The sequence below is a fragment of the Roseibium polysiphoniae genome (assembly GCF_014842925.1).
Taxonomy (GTDB): Bacteria; Pseudomonadota; Alphaproteobacteria; order Rhizobiales; family Stappiaceae; genus Roseibium; species Roseibium polysiphoniae.
This window is the reverse complement of the sequence record NZ_JACYXJ010000003.1, coordinates 555,086-571,108: the sequence shown is the minus strand read 5'-3', so window position 1 is coordinate 571,108 and position 16,023 is coordinate 555,086. Positions and strand designations below refer to the sequence as shown.

Annotated in this window: 15 protein-coding genes; 11 read left to right on the top strand and 4 right to left on the bottom strand. The window is 58.4% G+C overall.

Going from position 1 to position 16,023, the window contains the following annotated elements; genetic code table 11:
* Positions 1–2 precede the first annotated feature (2 nt).
* Positions 3–1,007, top strand: a complete 1,005-nt coding sequence (locus IG617_RS09590) for a P1 family peptidase (protein ID WP_192108989.1) — start codon at positions 3–5, stop codon at positions 1,005–1,007.
* Positions 1,008–1,070: 63 nt separating this feature from the next.
* Here the strand turns inward: IG617_RS09590 and IG617_RS09585 are convergent, their stop codons facing one another.
* Positions 1,071–4,577, bottom strand: coding sequence for an indolepyruvate ferredoxin oxidoreductase family protein (locus IG617_RS09585; protein WP_192108988.1), 3,507 nt, complete (start codon positions 4,575–4,577; stop codon positions 1,071–1,073).
* Positions 4,578–4,723: 146 nt separating this feature from the next.
* On the opposite strand from IG617_RS09585, the gene IG617_RS09580 reads away from it, so the two are divergent.
* Positions 4,724–5,203 carry an Lrp/AsnC family transcriptional regulator gene (locus tag IG617_RS09580; RefSeq protein ID WP_192108987.1) on the top strand — a complete coding sequence of 160 codons (480 nt, stop codon included), beginning with the start codon at positions 4,724–4,726 and terminating at the stop codon, positions 5,201–5,203.
* A 30-nt stretch (positions 5,204–5,233) separates the two neighbouring features.
* On the opposite strand, the gene IG617_RS09575 is transcribed toward IG617_RS09580, so the two are convergent.
* Positions 5,234–6,481 carry an NAD(P)/FAD-dependent oxidoreductase gene (locus tag IG617_RS09575; RefSeq protein ID WP_192108986.1) on the bottom strand — a complete coding sequence of 416 codons (1,248 nt, stop codon included), beginning with the start codon at positions 6,479–6,481 and terminating at the stop codon, positions 5,234–5,236.
* A gap of 129 nt (positions 6,482–6,610) precedes the next feature.
* Between IG617_RS09575 and IG617_RS09570 the strand changes: the two genes are divergently transcribed.
* From IG617_RS09570 to IG617_RS09555, 4 genes are all read left to right on the top strand, one after another.
* Positions 6,611–7,585, top strand: a complete 975-nt coding sequence (locus IG617_RS09570) for a sodium:proton symporter (protein ID WP_192108985.1) — start codon at positions 6,611–6,613, stop codon at positions 7,583–7,585.
* 86 nt (positions 7,586–7,671) lie between these two features.
* On the top strand, positions 7,672–8,415 hold the full coding sequence (locus IG617_RS09565) for a DUF2259 domain-containing protein (RefSeq protein WP_192108984.1): 744 nt from the start codon (positions 7,672–7,674) through the stop codon (positions 8,413–8,415).
* Between the two features lie 90 nt (positions 8,416–8,505).
* Entirely contained in the window at positions 8,506–9,177 is a 672-nt protein-coding gene (gene rpe / locus IG617_RS09560) for a ribulose-phosphate 3-epimerase (RefSeq protein WP_192108983.1), read from the top strand.
* Positions 9,178–9,270: 93 nt separating this feature from the next.
* Positions 9,271–9,894 carry a YitT family protein gene (locus tag IG617_RS09555; RefSeq protein ID WP_192108982.1) on the top strand — a complete coding sequence of 208 codons (624 nt, stop codon included), beginning with the start codon at positions 9,271–9,273 and terminating at the stop codon, positions 9,892–9,894.
* A 9-nt stretch (positions 9,895–9,903) separates the two neighbouring features.
* On the opposite strand, the gene IG617_RS09550 is transcribed toward IG617_RS09555, so the two are convergent.
* Positions 9,904–10,245 carry a hypothetical protein gene (locus IG617_RS09550; protein ID WP_192108981.1) on the bottom strand — a complete coding sequence of 114 codons (342 nt, stop codon included), beginning with the start codon at positions 10,243–10,245 and terminating at the stop codon, positions 9,904–9,906.
* 227 nt (positions 10,246–10,472) lie between these two features.
* Here IG617_RS09550 and IG617_RS09545 point away from each other — a divergent pair, with 227 nt between their 5' ends.
* Positions 10,473–11,078 carry a hypothetical protein gene (locus IG617_RS09545; protein WP_192108980.1) on the top strand — a complete coding sequence of 202 codons (606 nt, stop codon included), beginning with the start codon at positions 10,473–10,475 and terminating at the stop codon, positions 11,076–11,078.
* Here the strand turns inward: IG617_RS09545 and IG617_RS09540 are convergent.
* Positions 11,071–11,541 carry an NUDIX hydrolase gene (locus IG617_RS09540; RefSeq protein WP_192108979.1) on the bottom strand — a complete coding sequence of 157 codons (471 nt, stop codon included), beginning with the start codon at positions 11,539–11,541 and terminating at the stop codon, positions 11,071–11,073. The two genes, IG617_RS09545 and IG617_RS09540, sit on opposite strands and share 8 nt — an antisense overlap.
* Before the next feature lie 201 nt (positions 11,542–11,742).
* Here IG617_RS09540 and purB point away from each other — a divergent pair, with 201 nt between their 5' ends.
* The 4 genes from purB to IG617_RS09520 all read left to right on the top strand — a co-directional run bounded on the left by purB (position 11,743) and on the right by IG617_RS09520 (position 16,001).
* A complete protein-coding gene (purB, locus tag IG617_RS09535; protein ID WP_192108978.1) occupies positions 11,743–13,050 on the top strand; it encodes an adenylosuccinate lyase in 1,308 nt (435 codons plus the stop codon).
* A gap of 374 nt (positions 13,051–13,424) precedes the next feature.
* Positions 13,425–14,834 (top strand): TadE/TadG family type IV pilus assembly protein, encoded by a 1,410-nt coding sequence (locus tag IG617_RS09530; protein ID WP_192108977.1) that lies wholly within the window; start codon positions 13,425–13,427, stop codon positions 14,832–14,834.
* On the top strand, positions 14,834–15,424 hold the full coding sequence (locus IG617_RS09525; protein ID WP_192108976.1) for a TadE/TadG family type IV pilus assembly protein: 591 nt from the start codon (positions 14,834–14,836) through the stop codon (positions 15,422–15,424). Before IG617_RS09530 ends, IG617_RS09525 begins: the two co-directional genes overlap by 1 nt.
* Before the next feature lies 1 nt (position 15,425).
* Complete coding sequence (locus IG617_RS09520; protein WP_192108975.1) at positions 15,426–16,001, top strand: TadE/TadG family type IV pilus assembly protein; 576 nt, start codon at positions 15,426–15,428, stop codon at positions 15,999–16,001.
* The last annotated feature ends 22 nt before the right edge of the window (positions 16,002–16,023 follow it).

Here is a 16,023-nt window from a genome sequence, read left to right as displayed (position 1 = left end):
CCATGCCAGGTCCACGCAATTTGATCACCGATGTTCCGGGCCTGAAAGTCGGCCACGCGTGCAATCCTGAGCTTAAATCGGGCGCAACGGTGCTGTTTCCCGACGAGCCGGCGGTAACATCCGTCGCCATCCACGGCGGTGCACCCGGCACACGCGAGATTGCACTTCTGGAGCCGGAACAGACGGTCAATGCCGTCGATGCCGTCGTCCTCGCCGGTGGCTCTGCCTTCGGTTTGGATGCTGGCGCAGGTGTTCAGGGACGCCTTGCCGAGCTCGGCTACGGCTTCGCGGTCGGGCCAGTGCGCGTGCCCATCGTCCCGACGGCCATTTTGTTCGATCTCCTGAACGGCGGCGACAAGGGCTGGGGCTCGGCAGCACCCTACAGGGACCTTGGCCGCGCGGCGCTCGACAATGCCGGACATGATTTCGCCCTTGGCACCATCGGCGCCGGCACAGGTGCGACAACAGCCAATCTGAAGGGCGGCCTTGGGTCTGCCTCCATCGTTCTGGACAATGGCATAACGGTCGGAGCACTCGTTGCGGTCAATGCACTCGGCCGGGCAACGATCGGAGAGACGGGCCACTTCTGGGCGGCTCCATTCGAACAGGGGCTCGAGTTCGGCGGCCTTGGACTTCCCTCCCCCCTGCCGGCAAACGCGGTCGACGTCAAAACCAAGCTCGACGGGCTCAAGGCGGGCGCCAACACGACCATTGCCGCGGTCGCAACTGACGCAGTCCTGACCAAGTCCGAGGCAAAGCGCCTTGCGGTCATGGCACATGATGGATTGGCACGTGCCCTCTGGCCGGCGCATACACCGCTCGACGGTGACCTGGTCTTCGCCATGTCGACGGGACGGCAGCCAATGGAACAGGCCCTTGAAGATATGGTCCAGATCGGCGCAGCTGCTGCCTCCTGCCTTGCGCGCGCCATTGCCCGCGGCATCTATTACGCCGAGGCGGCTGACGGCGACCCGGTTCCGACCTGGCGCGACACATTCGGCCGATAGCGGCGGCACCAAACGAATAAGGGCAGCCGAAGCTGCCCTCAAACACCAAAATACCTGGCTCAATTATTCCGCAGCTTCGAGATAGTCCTTCTCGCGGCCATCATCATCATTGCCAGACCGGCGGATCAGCTGCTCCAGAAGTTCCGAGCGTTTTTCAGCCGCTTTTGCAAGATTGGCCTCCTTGACCGGGCCAAAGCCTCGCACCAGATCTGGAACCCTCGCCAGCTCGACCAGCAGACCGTAGTTACCGCCGTCGATACGTCGGAGCACTTCCTCCAGATCCGACCGGTAGGTCTCGATGAGCTTGCGTTCCGCCTTTCGCTCGTCTGTCTGGCCGAAAGGATCGAACCATTTGCCACGAAGGCCTTTCAAGCCTGCAAGCACCTTGAACGCGGTGAAGATCCAGGGTCCGAAGGCAATCTTCTCCGGTCGTCCGGTCTTCGGATCCTTGTTGCGTGCAATCAAGGGCGGCGCGAGATGCACTTTCAACTTCTTCGGATCGGCGAACCGCTCGAGAAGCTTGGCCTTGAACGCGGGATCGGAATAAAGCCGCGCGACTTCATATTCGTCCTTGTAGGCCATCACCTTGTAAAGCTGCTGGGCGACGGTTTCGGTCAGACGCAGCGTTCCCGGACCATGTGCCTCATCCGCAGCTTTCACCCGCGAGACCAGATCGCGGTAGCTCTGGGCATAGGCCGCGCTTTGATAACCACTGAGTTCGCTGAAGAAGTCCTCAATCTGGGCGTCGAGCGGCTTCTTCGCAGTGGATGCCGGCTTCGGCAGATGGGACAGAATAGCCTCAGGATCAGCTGCCAGTACGCGGCCGGCCCGGAAGGCCTGTACATTCGCGGCAGCCGCCGTGCCGTTCAGCTTGATTGCGGCCTCGATCGCCTCACCTGAAACCGGCAAGGCTCCGGACTGATAGGCCATGCCGACCAGTGTCATGTTTGCAAAGATCGCATCGCCCAAGAGTTTCTCGGCGATCCCGGCGGCATCCATCGCAAGATAGGCCTTGGAGCCTTCCCTCAACGCAGCATCCATCCGGATCTCATCGAAGGAAAGCGTCTGCTTCATCACGAATTCGGCCGTAGGTGCGACGCGCGTGTTGGCAAAGGTATTCGTTGCTATGCGGCTGGCCAGTGCAAGCTGTTCCGCATTGGTCGCTACGATCATGTCGCTCGCCAGCAGCACATCAAGACTTGCGGTAGGCACTTTGGGCCCTTCGATGGTTCGATTGCCGGCGGCAAAGCGCACATGAGAGGTCACCGGACCACCCTTTTGCGCCAGACCGGTCATGTCGAGCGTCGATGCCTGATTGCCATCGATATGAGCGGCCATGGCGAGGATCGCGCTGAGCGTGGTCACGCCCATGCCGCCAATGCCCGCAACGAGCATGTTTCGCGTGCGCTCCAGATCGGGGAGTTGCGGCTCGGGGATCGCCGCCACCAGCGCATCGATGTCGACCTCGGCCCTGTCGGCCTTGCGGAGCGCTGCGCCCTCGATCTCGACGAAAGAGGGGCAGAACCCCTTCACGCAGGAAAAGTCCTTGTTGCAGCTCGACTGATTGATCTGGCGCTTTTCGCCGAAAGGCGTTGCCAACGGCTCGACGGACAGGCAGTTCGACTGCACCGAACAATCTCCGCAGCCCTCACAGACCCGGTCATTGATGAAAAGCCGCTTGTCCGGATCGGCCATCAGGCCGCGCTTGCGCCGGCGGCGCTTCTCGGTCGCACAGGTCTGATCGTAAACGATGACCGAAACACCAGCGAAGTCCTGCAACTCCTTCTGGACGGTCATCAATTCGTCCCGGTGGCTGATCCGCGCGCCCGAAGCCATGTCGCTCCACGCGCCATAAAGGTCTGGCGTTTCGCTGAGGACCTCGATCCGTTCAACGCCTTCCGCTTCCAGCTGCCGGGTGATCTGCGGCACGGTCAGCTGTCCATCAACGGGCTGACCACCTGTCATGGCCACGGCGTCATTGAAGAGGATCTTGTAGGTGATCGGCACCTTCGCAGCGACTGCTTGGCGGATGGCAAGAATACCCGAATGGAAGTAGGTGCCATCGCCCAGGTTGGCAAAGACATGTTCGTCCTTGGAGAATGGCTTCTGCCCCACCCAGAGCACGCCCTCGCCGCCCATCTGGATCTGACCATCCGTGCTTCGCCCCGCCAGTTCGGTCATGGCGTGGCAGCCGATGCCTGGCATGGAACGCGCGCCCTCGGGGACAAGCGTCGAGGTCGAATGAGGACAACCGGAGCAAAAATAGGGAATACGAGCGGCCCGTTCTGCGTGGCCCTGGGCCCACATGACCTGCTTGTTCATGCGCTCCGCAACAGCGCGCATGTCGTCAGTGACCGATTCCTCGGGAAGCCAACCGAGCAGGCCTTGCACAATCTCGGCAATCGAAAGTTCGAGAACGTCCGAGATGAAAGGCGCACCGTTCGGCCGTTTCTTGCCCCAGATCTCCGGGCGGCTCGCCTCGGGAACATGGTAGAAAGCTTCCTTGATCTGCGGCTCGAGAAACGCCCGCTTGTGTTCAACCACCAGCATGCGTTCCGCACCGCGACCGAAATCGATGATCCCTTCAGGATCCAGCGGCCAGGCCATGCCGACCTTGTAGACCGCAAGTCCAAGTGCCTTGGCCCGCGTCTCATCGATCCCAAGCAGATCCAGCGCCTGCATCAGATCGCGGTAAGCCTTGCCCGTCGCGACCAGGGCGAGCCGCACGCGCCGGTCCGCGCCGAAGCCGACCCGGTCGATGCCGTTGGCCCGAACATAGGCCTGCGCTGCAGGAAGACGCAGATCACGCAATAGGCGTTCCGTCTCGAGACGGTTGCCGAGCAGAAGATCCCGATTGATGGAGAAATCCTTGCGCGGATCTCCCATGGGCGGGCGAATGAAATTGAGCCGTGCGTCATCAATGTTGATCGTCGCCGACGCGTCCATCGTGTCGGCCACGCAGATCAATGCGCTCCACAGTCCGGCAAAGCGTGACATTTCCAGACCATGCAGGCCGAAGTCGAGCACATCCTGAATATCAGAAGGGTTGAGCACAGGCATTTCTGCGTGCTGAAAGAAAAATTCGCTTTGCCCTGGCAGAACCGAGGACTTGGCAAGATGATCGTCACCGGCTAACGCCAGAACGCCGCCATTGCGATCGGTGCCGGAGGCATTGGCCTGCTTCAGCGCGTCGCCCGCACGGTCGACACCCGGAGCCTTGCCATACCAGATGCCGAATACACCGTCGTAGTCGCTGCCCTTGCCGTGGCCCTTCAGCTTTTGCGAGCCCCAGACCGCGGTGGCGCCGAGTTCCTCGTTGACGCCTGGCTGAAAATGAATGTCGTTCGCGCTCATGAAGCGCTTCGCGCGCGTCAGTTCGGTGTCATACCCACCGAGTGGGGAGCCGCGATACCCGGAGATGAAGCCGCCCGTTTTCAAGCCAGCGTCCCGGTCGAGCCGTGCCCGATCGAAGCCCAGGCGCACCAGAGCCTGAATGCCGGTCAGATAGACCTGCCCCTGTGTCGCGACATATTTGTCATCCAGCGTGACATTGGGCACATGGACATTCATTCGACGTTCCTCCTCTCCACTCAAAAACAGCGAGCCGCGAAACAGCCCTCTACCTCTCGATCAATATCATCCTTCTACGTCGCGATTTCTGTGCTATCGTCACCACTTAGAACCAAAATAACGCAGTTTTATTTCCAGTTGGACCAATGGCCGAAAAAAATATTCTCGATCCATCCGATATTCGGGTTTTGCGCGTCCTGCAGAGGGACGCTTCGCTCTCCATTGCCGAAATCGCCAAGGAAGCGGGCATGAGCCAAACACCCTGCTGGCGTCGAATCAAGAAGCTCAAGGAACAAGGTATTATTCGCCAAATCACAGCGATAATCGACCGCGAATCGGTCGGCCTTGGTTTCGTGGCCTATTCCTTCGTGAAATTGGCGGTTCCGAGCCGCGAAAATATGGAGACCTTTGACAAGCTGGTCCACCATTGGCCGGAGGTTGTGACCTGCGAAAGAATCACCGGCGCGGTCGACTATCTGATCAAGGTGGTGACCGATGACATCAAGACCTATGACAATTTCCTGCGCCTGAAGCTGCTCGACAACACGCTGGTCTCAGATGTTCAGTCGCGCATCGTCGTAAACACGGTCAAGGATACCGTCGCCCTGCCCCTGCGCGAAAGCTAAAGGAAGCGCCGCGCCGAAACGGCAGGACGCTTAGGCCAGAAAACGAAGCGGTGAAAGCGGCAACATGTCGAGGCCCGGATCACGCTCCGTGATCAAATCGGCAAGCAGACGGCCACTGAGAGGGCCAAGACCGAACCCCGAAGCCCCATGGCCGAAATTGTACCAAAGGCCTGGCCGGGAGAGCGAAGAGCCGATCACCGGCAGGGAGTCGGGCAGGTGCGGCCGACTTCCCATCCACAGCCCTCCGGGAACCGGCTGGCCGAGCGGGAAGATATCTTCGGCCCGTTTGCCCGCGCGCAGAAGCTGCACGGGATTGGCGGGTGCATCGCGCTCGGCAATCTCCATGCCCGTCGTCAAACGAATGCCCTGCTCCATCGGCGTCAACACATAGCCGTGGTCCACATCCATCACCGGACGGGAAAGCGAAGCCCCTGACCTGGGGCGATAGTGCTGAAGATAGCCCCGCGTCACAGCAAGGGGAAATCGGTCGCCGAGTTTAGAGGCAAAGTCGGCGGACCAGGGACCGAGCGCAACGACCACCTGCTTTGCCGTCAATTCCTTGCGCGGCGTTGAGATCCGCCATCCAGACCGCCGCTGTTCAAGCGCCGCTGCCTCGCCGGTGAAATAAAGCCCGCCTTCCTGAATGAAATAGCGCCACAAGGCCTCGACCACACCGGACGGATTTGTGACCGATTCGCTTTCCGGCCAGAACACACCCAAAAGCGCGTCCGCCTTCAGGCCTGGTTCGACCGTATTCACATCACCGCCAGACAGTTCCCGATAATCGACGCCGAAAATGCGGGCATAGTGCCTTTCACGCTCGTCCGCACGGAAGCTGGCTTCTGACCGATAGACCTGCAGCCAGCCGCTTTTGCGGTAAAACCGTTCGCCATTGGACACCATGGACAGAGCCCGGTGCTCTTTCACCGCCAGTTCGCGCAGCGGTGCCATGGTGCGGGCGTAACGCTGCATCCCTTGGGCGCCGCTGTGCTGCGCGAAACGCCGAAACCAGGGGATCATTCGAAAGACTGCGCCCAGATCATAGTGGACTGCGGTCGACTGCTTGATCGCAATATCGGCCAGATCGGCGGCCCGGTTCGAAAAACGGGCCGGGCAAAAGCCGTTCCTTGCAATCAGGCCGGCGTTGCCATGCGATGTCTCCTCGCCTGGATGGCGCCGGTCGATCAGCGCAACCTGCAGCCCTCGCTGGCGAAGATGGACAGCGGTCGAAACACCGACAATTCCGGCACCCAGAACAATGACGTCGACCTGCTGCAAATCTGCCCCTTGGAAAAGACCCCTCTTTGCTCTTACCCTACAATGGCTTAAATCAACAATCTGATAAAAGCGGTTCGGCCGCCAAATCAGACCTTCCTCGCCTGCCCTGCTTTCGGGAGCACACCGGTTATGATCAGATCTGCGATGTCGGCCCTCGGCTGGATCGGTCAGCGCGGCACGCTTGCCCTCACGGCCAGCATTCTGATCGGCATGACATTGCCGTTCCTGTCGGCCTATGCGCGGCCCTTCATCACCGAGGCGGTTTTCGCCTTGCTGGTGTTGGCGTTTCTCAGGGTCGACCCCGACGCTGTCCGGCAGAGATCAAAGCGCCCGGTCATCTTCATTCTGGCAAGCTGCTGGATCATGATTGCCGTTCCCCTGTTCGCAGCGGCGGCGCTTGCGCTTTTCGGCGGCGAAACACTCGATCCACAGGTGATCCTGACGATCTTCATCGTCAGCGCAGCGCCGCCAGTCATGTCCGCGCCGGCCTTCATCTATCTCATGGGGCTGAACGGCGCCCTGAGCCTGACCATACTGATCGCCTCCACGGTTCTCACCCCTCTGACGGCTCCCTTCATGGCAGAGCTGATGATCGGGGACGCGCTAGATCTCGACAGCCTCGGCCTTGCCCTCAGCCTGGGCACTCTGCTCGGCGGTTCTCTCCTTGTGGCAACTGTGATCCGCAAGGTCGTCGGTTCGGCTCGCATCGTCGCCGGCAAGTCCAATATCGATGGCTTGAATGTGCTGGTACTGCTGTTTTTTGCCGTCGCGGCCATGGATGGCGTGGCCGCAAGTTTTGCTACGCGTCCCGGCCTGACATTTGCCATCGCAGCGCTGACCTTCGTCGTCGCCTTCTTTCAGATTGGCATCGCCATGCTGGTCTTCTACAGGGTCGACAGGGCAGACGCCTTTGCCATCGCCCATTCGGCCGGCAATAGGAACATGGGCCTGATGGTTGCCGCACTCGGCGGCTCTCTGCCGGAACTCACCTGGCTCTGGTTCGCCCTCGGACAATTGCCGATCTACATGCTTCCGATGATCCTGAAGCCTCTTGTCCGTCGGCTGATCGCCAAGCCGGAAAAAAAACAGCTCGAAAACTCCTGACGTCAGCGCCGCAATAGGCTTAAATACCCCGAGGTTATCTGGCCTGGGATCATTCGGTCTGGCGCAACTTCGGTGGAGTTTCAGGAATGGCTTTTCTCACCCATCTTCGCGGTCTGGCGTGCCAGGCCGTCTTGCTGCTGGCAGCCACACCGGTCGCAGTTGCCGGCGACTACGCCGATGTGGAAATCCTCGGATTTTCCGATGAAGGCTTTCGTTTTGCCTTTGAACAATATGGCGTTCAGGCAGGCTCGGGCGTTCCCTATTCGGACATTTTCGTCATCGACGTGCCAACCGACAGCTGGTTCAAGCCCTCGCCCTTTCGGCTCAAGGAGGAAATCGACGTCGCCTATGAGGTGCCCGATGAAAAGCTTGACGCCACCCGCGAGAAAAACCTGAGCCGCGCGGTGGAGACACTCGCCAACAGCCGTATTTCCGGAAGGGGCCGAACCGTTGGCCACAATCCGGTCACCGAGATCGGCAGCGATCCACACCAGCTCACCGTCAATCCGCGGCTGATCGTACCGCCCGCCGACAACCCCATGCAGTTCTCCCTTGAAGAATATCCCCTGCCCTCCGGAGACTGCGCAAGCTATGGCGCTGATACGCGCGGCTTCCGACTTACCTTGAGCTTTGAGGGTTCGGAGCGCGTGTTGAACGACGACACATCCCTGCCCTCAAGCCGTGGCTGCCCCCTGCGCTACCGCATCGAGCGGGCGATCACCTACTACCCCGCGGCCCGCCCGCCGGTCTTCGCCGTGCTTGTGCTCATGGAAACCCACGGTTTTGAAGGTCCAGACGGACGTTATCTCGCCATAACCGGCCAGTTTTGACGGTTAAACCGATTCAAGCGCTGCCTCAGACTTGCTCACCTTCCCGGCCCGTGATAGCGCCCGGCGGACCAATTCAACCTGGAGCCGACTATGAGCCGCGACATCCTGATTGCCTCTTCGATCCTTGCCTCTGACTTCTCCAAGCTTGGACAGGAAGTAAGAGACGTGGCTGAAGCCGGGGCAGACTGGATTCACCTGGATGTCATGGACGGGCACTTCGTGCCGAACATCACCTTTGGTCCAGATGTCATCAAGTCACTGCGCCCGCACAGCGACAAGATCTTCGACACCCATCTGATGATCGAACCTTGCGATCCCTATCTGGAAGCCTTCGCCAAGGCCGGCTCAGACATCATCACGGTTCATGCGGAAGCGACCAAACACCTGGACCGCTCGCTGCAGGCCATCAGGAACCTTGGAAAGAAAGCCGGTGTCTCGCTCAATCCGCACACACCAGAAAGCGTTCTGGAGTATGTGCTCGATCGGCTCGACCTGGTCCTGATCATGACGGTCAACCCCGGCTTCGGCGGCCAGAAATTCATCCACGCCATGGTCGAGAAGACTCGCAAGGTCAAGGACATGATCGGTGACCGCCCGATCGATATCGAGATTGACGGTGGCGTCACCCCCGAAACAGCTCCCCTCGTTGCAGCGGCTGGCGCAAATGTGCTGGTTGCAGGCTCGGCGGTCTTCAAAGGCGGCACGATCGACAGCTACGGCGCGAACATTGCGGCAATCCGTAAGGCGGCTCAAGAGGCATAGCGCCTCTGGCGTTGCGGCGCAGCATCTCCTAAGCTCTTGCGGAATATGGCGTTAGGCAAATGCCACGCCGGTTGATTTCGCAAGTGAGAACAGATGTCCGCCAGTGCCGAACGAGATGACAAGACAATGCGCCACTCTGTTTGGGAAGACGCTCAGGGCCTTTCCATTGGCGTCTTTGCCTGCGCTCTCGGCGTGGTGTTTCTGGCCCATCTCGGGTTTCTGACGGGTCAGACAGCCGGCCTTGCCCTGCTGCTTTCCTATACGCTGGACATCAGCTTCGGGGTCGCTTTTTTCGCGGTGAACCTGCCGTTTTACTGGTTTGCCTACAAGCGTCTGGGTCTGGAGTTCACGATCAAGTCGGTGCTCTGCGTCACTGCACTGTCCGTCGTCGTCGAGCTGATCAAGCCAGCGGTTCAGTTTGACCATCTCGATCCGCTTCTCGGCGTCCTGGCTTTTGGCACGCTGGCAGGCTTCGGCATTCTGGCGATCATCCGGCATCAGGGGAGCCTTGGCGGGCTCGGCGCAGTGTCCCTGATGGTCCAGGACGCAACCGGTTTTCGGGCCGGCTACGTCCAACAGATCACGGATGCGCTGATCTTTGCCGCAGCGCTGTTCTTCTTCCCCTGGCAAGTGGTTGCCTGGTCGGTCGCCGGTTCGATCATTCTGAACGGCATCATCGCCTTCAATCATCGCCGGGACCGCTATATCGCCAGGTGACGAGGCCGCTTACGGCAGGTAGGTCAGGCTTTCCAGCTGCACCAGCTTGTCGTCCCAGAAAACGAACTTTGCGACGACGCTCTTGTCGAACATGTCCTCTTCGACCCGGTCATAAAACTGGCAGGCGAAAAAGAGATGATCCTTGTTTTCCTCGCCCTTGGCTTCGTCATAGGCATAGCCCCACCACAGCGGCGTATCGCAGTTGCCGAGGCCGCCGATGGCCGCAGCAATGCCGGAGGCACCAGCCGGATATTTCATGAAGCGGGCAAAATCCACGTCATCAGCCCGGGCGCTTCCCGATGCGGCCAGAGCAAAAAGGCAAAGACCGGCAGCAATAGATTTAATCGTCATTTATCTTCCTGTTCGCTTTCTCAATCCACGATCTGCATTCTGCTGAGTTAAGACATCAGAACAATGCTTTCTTCTTGAAAACAATGACAGATCACGCGGAGAAAGTTTCAGCACACCTCCGCTGAAGACTTGGTAAATGCAACTCTTCGAATTGGCAGCCAAATGCCCTTTCCACTCCAGCAGCCCTGCCAAAGGTTTTTCAATCTTTTGGCTTTAGCGTTCAGCTCATGATCGCAGCGGCCCCTGTCCAGACCCATGAGCCTTCCTCCACGACGTCCGAAGTCACGTCGGAGCCAGTCACGCATGGGCAGAGCAAACGCGGGTACGTGGCAAAGTCAAAGACAAGCCGAAGCGCACGAACTGCGCCTGCCGGATCTGTTCTTGGGTTTGCCCTCACCTGGAGCTTGATGATCAGCGGACTTGCCGGGCTTCAACTCTTCCTAAAGGGCGAGGCGCTGAGCGGACGCACTCTTGCCGTTGCGCTCATGTTCCTCGCAGGGAGCTTTTTGGGCGCAATCTTCGCCCGCTGTTTCGCCGGTCTGATTTGCCGTTGGCGCAAGACGCCCAGCGCACGTTTCGCGAGCCTTTTCATCGGCCTTTCAGTTGGAACGGCCGGCCTGACGGCATTCATCCACTACCTTCACTTTTCCGCCTATTACGCGCAATGGCATGGCGAATTCGGCAGTTTGCACAGGCTTGTCGAGATCATCATGACCGGCGCCAGCTCGGCCTATATCTTCACCGTTCAGGGCATGCAGCTTCTGCTGCCCTGGGGGCTCGCCCTGCTCTTCGCCGCAGCCTGGGATTACGCTCGGTCTAGCCGGACTACTTGAGCGACCGGGAACCTTCCTCGCGTTCCAGATGCTCTTTCAAACCTGTCGGATAGAGGTCGAGCCCCGCAGCATCGAGATCGGCCAGGTTGAACCATCTCGCCGTGGCGAATGTCTCATCGCTTTCAAGGAATTCGAACACCGCCTGATCGTAAAGCGCCTCATCTGCAAACCTGGCCTCTGAGAGAAAAACAATTTCGTGCCCTCGGTCACCGTGATGAGCATAGATATTCTCAAGAACCACAGGGTCGCCGGAAACATGGATCTCTGCGCCCAGCTCCTCCATGAACTCTCGTGACAGCGCATCTTGCCACCGCTCGCCAAACTCGACACCGCCGCCAAGTGGACGCACACCCTTCACGGTTCCATCGTCATTGGTGATTTCGACTGCCAGAACCGCGTCTCCACGTCGGATCAGGGCAAGCGCCTTCACCACAATTTTCTGGGCAGGTCGCCAACTTGTCATCATGATCGCCTTGGTCAAAACAAAAGAAATGGGTGGGAAGCAGGTCGCAGAGGCCATTGCCCTCAGCCTAGCACCGCCAGCACGGGAAAACAGCGCCGAACGGTTCTTACTCTGGATCTGGAAACACCTGCCTCCTCCATTGAGAACGGCGCGACTTCCTGCTAGACCGCGCACAACAGCTCCCCAAAATGAGGACCCGCGATGATCCCGCGTTATTCCCGCCCCGATATGGTCGCCATCTGGTCGCCGGAAACCAAGTTCCGCATCTGGTACGAGATCGAGGCCCATGCCTGCGACGCCATGGCCGATCTCGGTGTCATTCCGCGTGAGAACGCAGACGCGGTCTGGAAAGCCAAGGACGTGGAGTTTGACGTCGCCCGGATCGACGAGATCGAAGCTGTCACCAAGCATGACGTTATCGCCTTTCTGACCCATCTGGCCGAACACGTTGGCAGCGACGAGGCCCGCTTTGTTCATCAGGGCATGACCTCTTCGGATGTGTTGGACACGTGTCTGAACGTTCAGCTCGTGCGCGCGGCAGACATCCTGCTGAAGGACATGGACAACCTGCTTGCCGCGCTGAAAAAGCGCGCGATGGAGCACAAGAACACAGTCCGCGTCGGCCGCAGCCATGGTATCCACGCTGAGCCCACCACCATGGGTCTGACCTTCGCGCGCTTCTATGCTGAAATGGATCGCAACAAGGCCCGCCTTGTTCAGGCTCGCGAAGAAATCGCGACAGGCGCCATCTCCGGCGCCGTCGGCACCTTCGCCAATATCGACCCCAGGGTCGAAGAACATGTCTGCGAAAAACTCGGGCTTCGGCCAGAGCCGATCTCGACCCAAGTGATCCCGCGCGACCGTCACGCCATGTTCTTCGCCGTCCTAGGCGTCATCGCGTCCTCGATCGAGAATGTCGCCATCGAGATCCGCCACATGCAGCGCACCGAGGTTCTGGAAGGCGCCGAGTTCTTCTCCATGGGCCAGAAGGGCTCCTCGGCGATGCCGCACAAGAAGAACCCGGTTCTGACGGAAAACCTGACCGGCCTCGCCCGCCTCGTTCGCATGGCGGTCGTCCCGGCCATGGAAAATGTAGCGCTCTGGCATGAACGCGACATTTCCCATTCCTCCGTCGAGCGCAGCATTGGTCCGGACGCGACAGTGACACTGGATTTTGCGCTCAACCGCCTGACCGGCGTGATCGACAAGATGCTGATTTTCCCGGACAACATGCTGGAGAACATGAACAAGTTCCCGGGCCTGGTGATGTCACAACGGGTCCTCTTGGCTCTGACCCAGGCCGGCGTGTCGCGCGAAGATGCCTACTCCATGGTCCAGCGCAACGCCTTGAAGGTCTGGGAAGAGCGTCTCGACTTCCAGGAGCTGCTGCTCGCCGACAAGGAAGTGGTCGCGGCCCTTGGTGAAGACGCCATCAAGGAAAAGTTCGACATGGGCTATCACACCAAGCACGTGGACACGATCTTCAAGCGTGTCTTCGGGACAAGCTGATACCGCCACAACGTAAGCTTTTACGACTATTCGGCGCCCCGCCCCAACCTGCCACCGCGCAGTGCTTGAGGCGGGGCGTTGTCATGTCTGGAAAGCAGCGCTCCCAAGCAGCGTGTCAAACGGCCACCGTGTCAGGGCGAAAATGCTTGCAGTCGCGAGACCGCGATCGCCTCTGCCCTAAAGAGACAATCGGACAAATTAGAATATTTAGAAACAATCAGAAACACAACTAAAGTAAACAGAAAACAAAATAGAAATAAACCATATATTTACGTTATTACTTCTCGAAATTAACACATATTTAAATTCTAGACAGGACAATTGCTTCGAGAATAATATATTTACTTCATTGAATATTTCTCCCCTGGGACAAAATGAAACCATTGGCTCGATTTTTCTCAAGCTGCGCTGCGTTCTGGCACAACGCATCAGGCAACTTCGGCATCATGACAGCACTCTGCGCCACGCCTCTTATTGTCCTGGCCTGCGGCAGCGTTGACGTTGTCCGCATGACGAGCGCGAAACAACGGCTTCAGGCCATGGCGGACTCGGCGACGCTGGCAGCGGCATCCCTGTCTAACAGCGCCGATATGGAACTTGCCATCGACGAATACATGGGTGCCAATCAACCTGACGAAGCGCCGTGGGACACACTTACCTATGAATCGTCAATACTCACGAGCAGTCTGAACGCGAAAGAGGTGCAGGTTTCCGCAACCGTCACCGTCAAGACCCCGTTCCTGTCATTAATCGGAATTGACACCTCAACCGTCACAGCAGACTCCACAGCTGTTGAGTCCGCAAGCAACATCGAAATTTCAATGGTGCTGGACATCTCTTCGTCAATGAGCGGGACAAAGCTCACCAGCCTAAAAAGCGCTGCCAGTGAATTTGTTGAAATAATGCTCGATGACGAGGACGAGGATTACACCTCCATCAACCTGGTCCCCTTTGGTGGAACCGTAAATCTTGGCAAGTCGATTTACGAGAGTTACGTCAACGCGTCCTCGAGCGCGATAACCTACCCCAGCAAATCTCAATACAACGTAGGAACGTCAGTTCCCTACAATAACTATCTGTTCCCGAACGCCGGCTACTGTATCGAATATCAGGATCAGGACTTCGACCTCGACGACATCGCCGCAAATAGCCGCGCTCAGGTGCCGCATTTCACGCGCTACAGCGCGAAGAACGACTGGTGCCCACCAGAAGAGTCAGAAGTTGTCCTCAACACCAATGACGCTGACAGTCTGACAGACCATATCAACGCATTCGAATTGTCGGATGGGACAGGCATGGACATCGGTGTCTTATGGGGCGCGAAGGCTCTATCGCCGTCGCTCCGAGGAGATCTCGGTGGCGATTTTTCCGATCGCCCAGCCGACTTCGATGATCCTGAGACCATCAAGATCGCTGTCATCATGTCTGACGGCGATATCACCGCCCAGTTCAGACCCAAAGAGCCCGAAGATGACGCGGACGCGATGGACGCTCAAAACAGCAGCAAGCGTCAAACTGTCGTGAACAAAGGCAACACAAGCTCCAGCAGCAGCTCGTCAAACAACGCCATAGCCTACTTCAAGAGGATTTGTGAGGATATGGATGACAATGGCATTCAGATATACACAATCGGCTTTAAAATTACATCTGGATCAACCGCCGACACCCTGCTCGAGTACTGCGCGTCATCATCAGGAAACTATTACTTCGTAGAAGGTCTGGATCTGGACGACGCCTTCAACTCCATAGCGGCCTCAATCAACAGCCTGAGGATATCAGGATGATGTCGGCAGGCAGTTCCCGACCGGGCCCAAAAGCGCAGAAAGGCCTTCCCGAGGCCGGGACGCGCATCGTAACGGACAAGCGCGGCGTGACTGCGATTGAGTTCGCCATCATCGCCCCTGTCTTTTTCATGATCCTGTTCTCGACCTTTGAAGCAGGCCTCCTCTTTACCCGACTTGCGATGCTGGACAACGCCGTCAGCATCCTCTCCAAGTCAATTTACATCGGCGCTCTCGCAGACGGGATTGATGACGGCACGATCTCTCAGGACGATGTTGAGAAGATGGTCTGCGAAGAGGTCTACGTCGTCATGCCAAGCTGTGACGAAGACATCACGGTCGAGTTGACCGAAGTCACGTCTCTCGACAGTTTGCCGACCTCAGATGTCGAGTGCATCGACTCCATGGATTTGGAGTTCAACCCGGCCGTAACCTTCGACCCCGGAGGGTCGGGATCAAATGTTTTCATGCGCGTTTGCATCACGGTAGATCTCTTGACGCCGGGACTCGGCCTTGGACTCGCCCTGACCAAGACATCAACCGATCGCTTCGAGCTGATTTCCTCAACGGCCTTCCGGAATGAACCATACTGAGATGTCGATAAAAACAATCTTTCAGCAGTCCGGGTTCTGGCGGGATAGCAGCGCAGCCGCGGCTGTAGAATTCGCCATTGTGGCTCCCTTCCTCGTTGTCGTGCTCATCAACGCGGTGTCGTTCTTTGATGGATTTCGCGGCGATAGAGTGGTTTCGCGCACAAACACGGTCGTTCTGGACCTTTTGACCCGCGAACAGGGCGCCATCGATGATGATGATCTCGACGAACTGATCGCGATCGCCGAGGCACTTGCCGGAAAATATGTCGACAATGGTTTCACCCTCGTCCTGACGAGTGTTCGCAACACTTGGGACTCGGAGGAAAACCCGGACATCGATCTTCGCTGGAGCATCAGCAACGACAGTTCAGCCGTTTTGACCCAAGACGACATAGATGCAATGACGCTGCCTTCGATGCAGGAAGGCGATACGGCGATCATCTCGTCTCTTACAACAGAATACACCCCGGCAATTGTCGGCGAGCTCAGTGGCGAATTCACTCTGAGTGACTACCTCATTCGCCGCCCGAGGTACGTCACCGAAATTGATTGCTCCAGCGACTCGGGCAAATGCTGAAAAGCTTTAGGGGCTCGCTCTG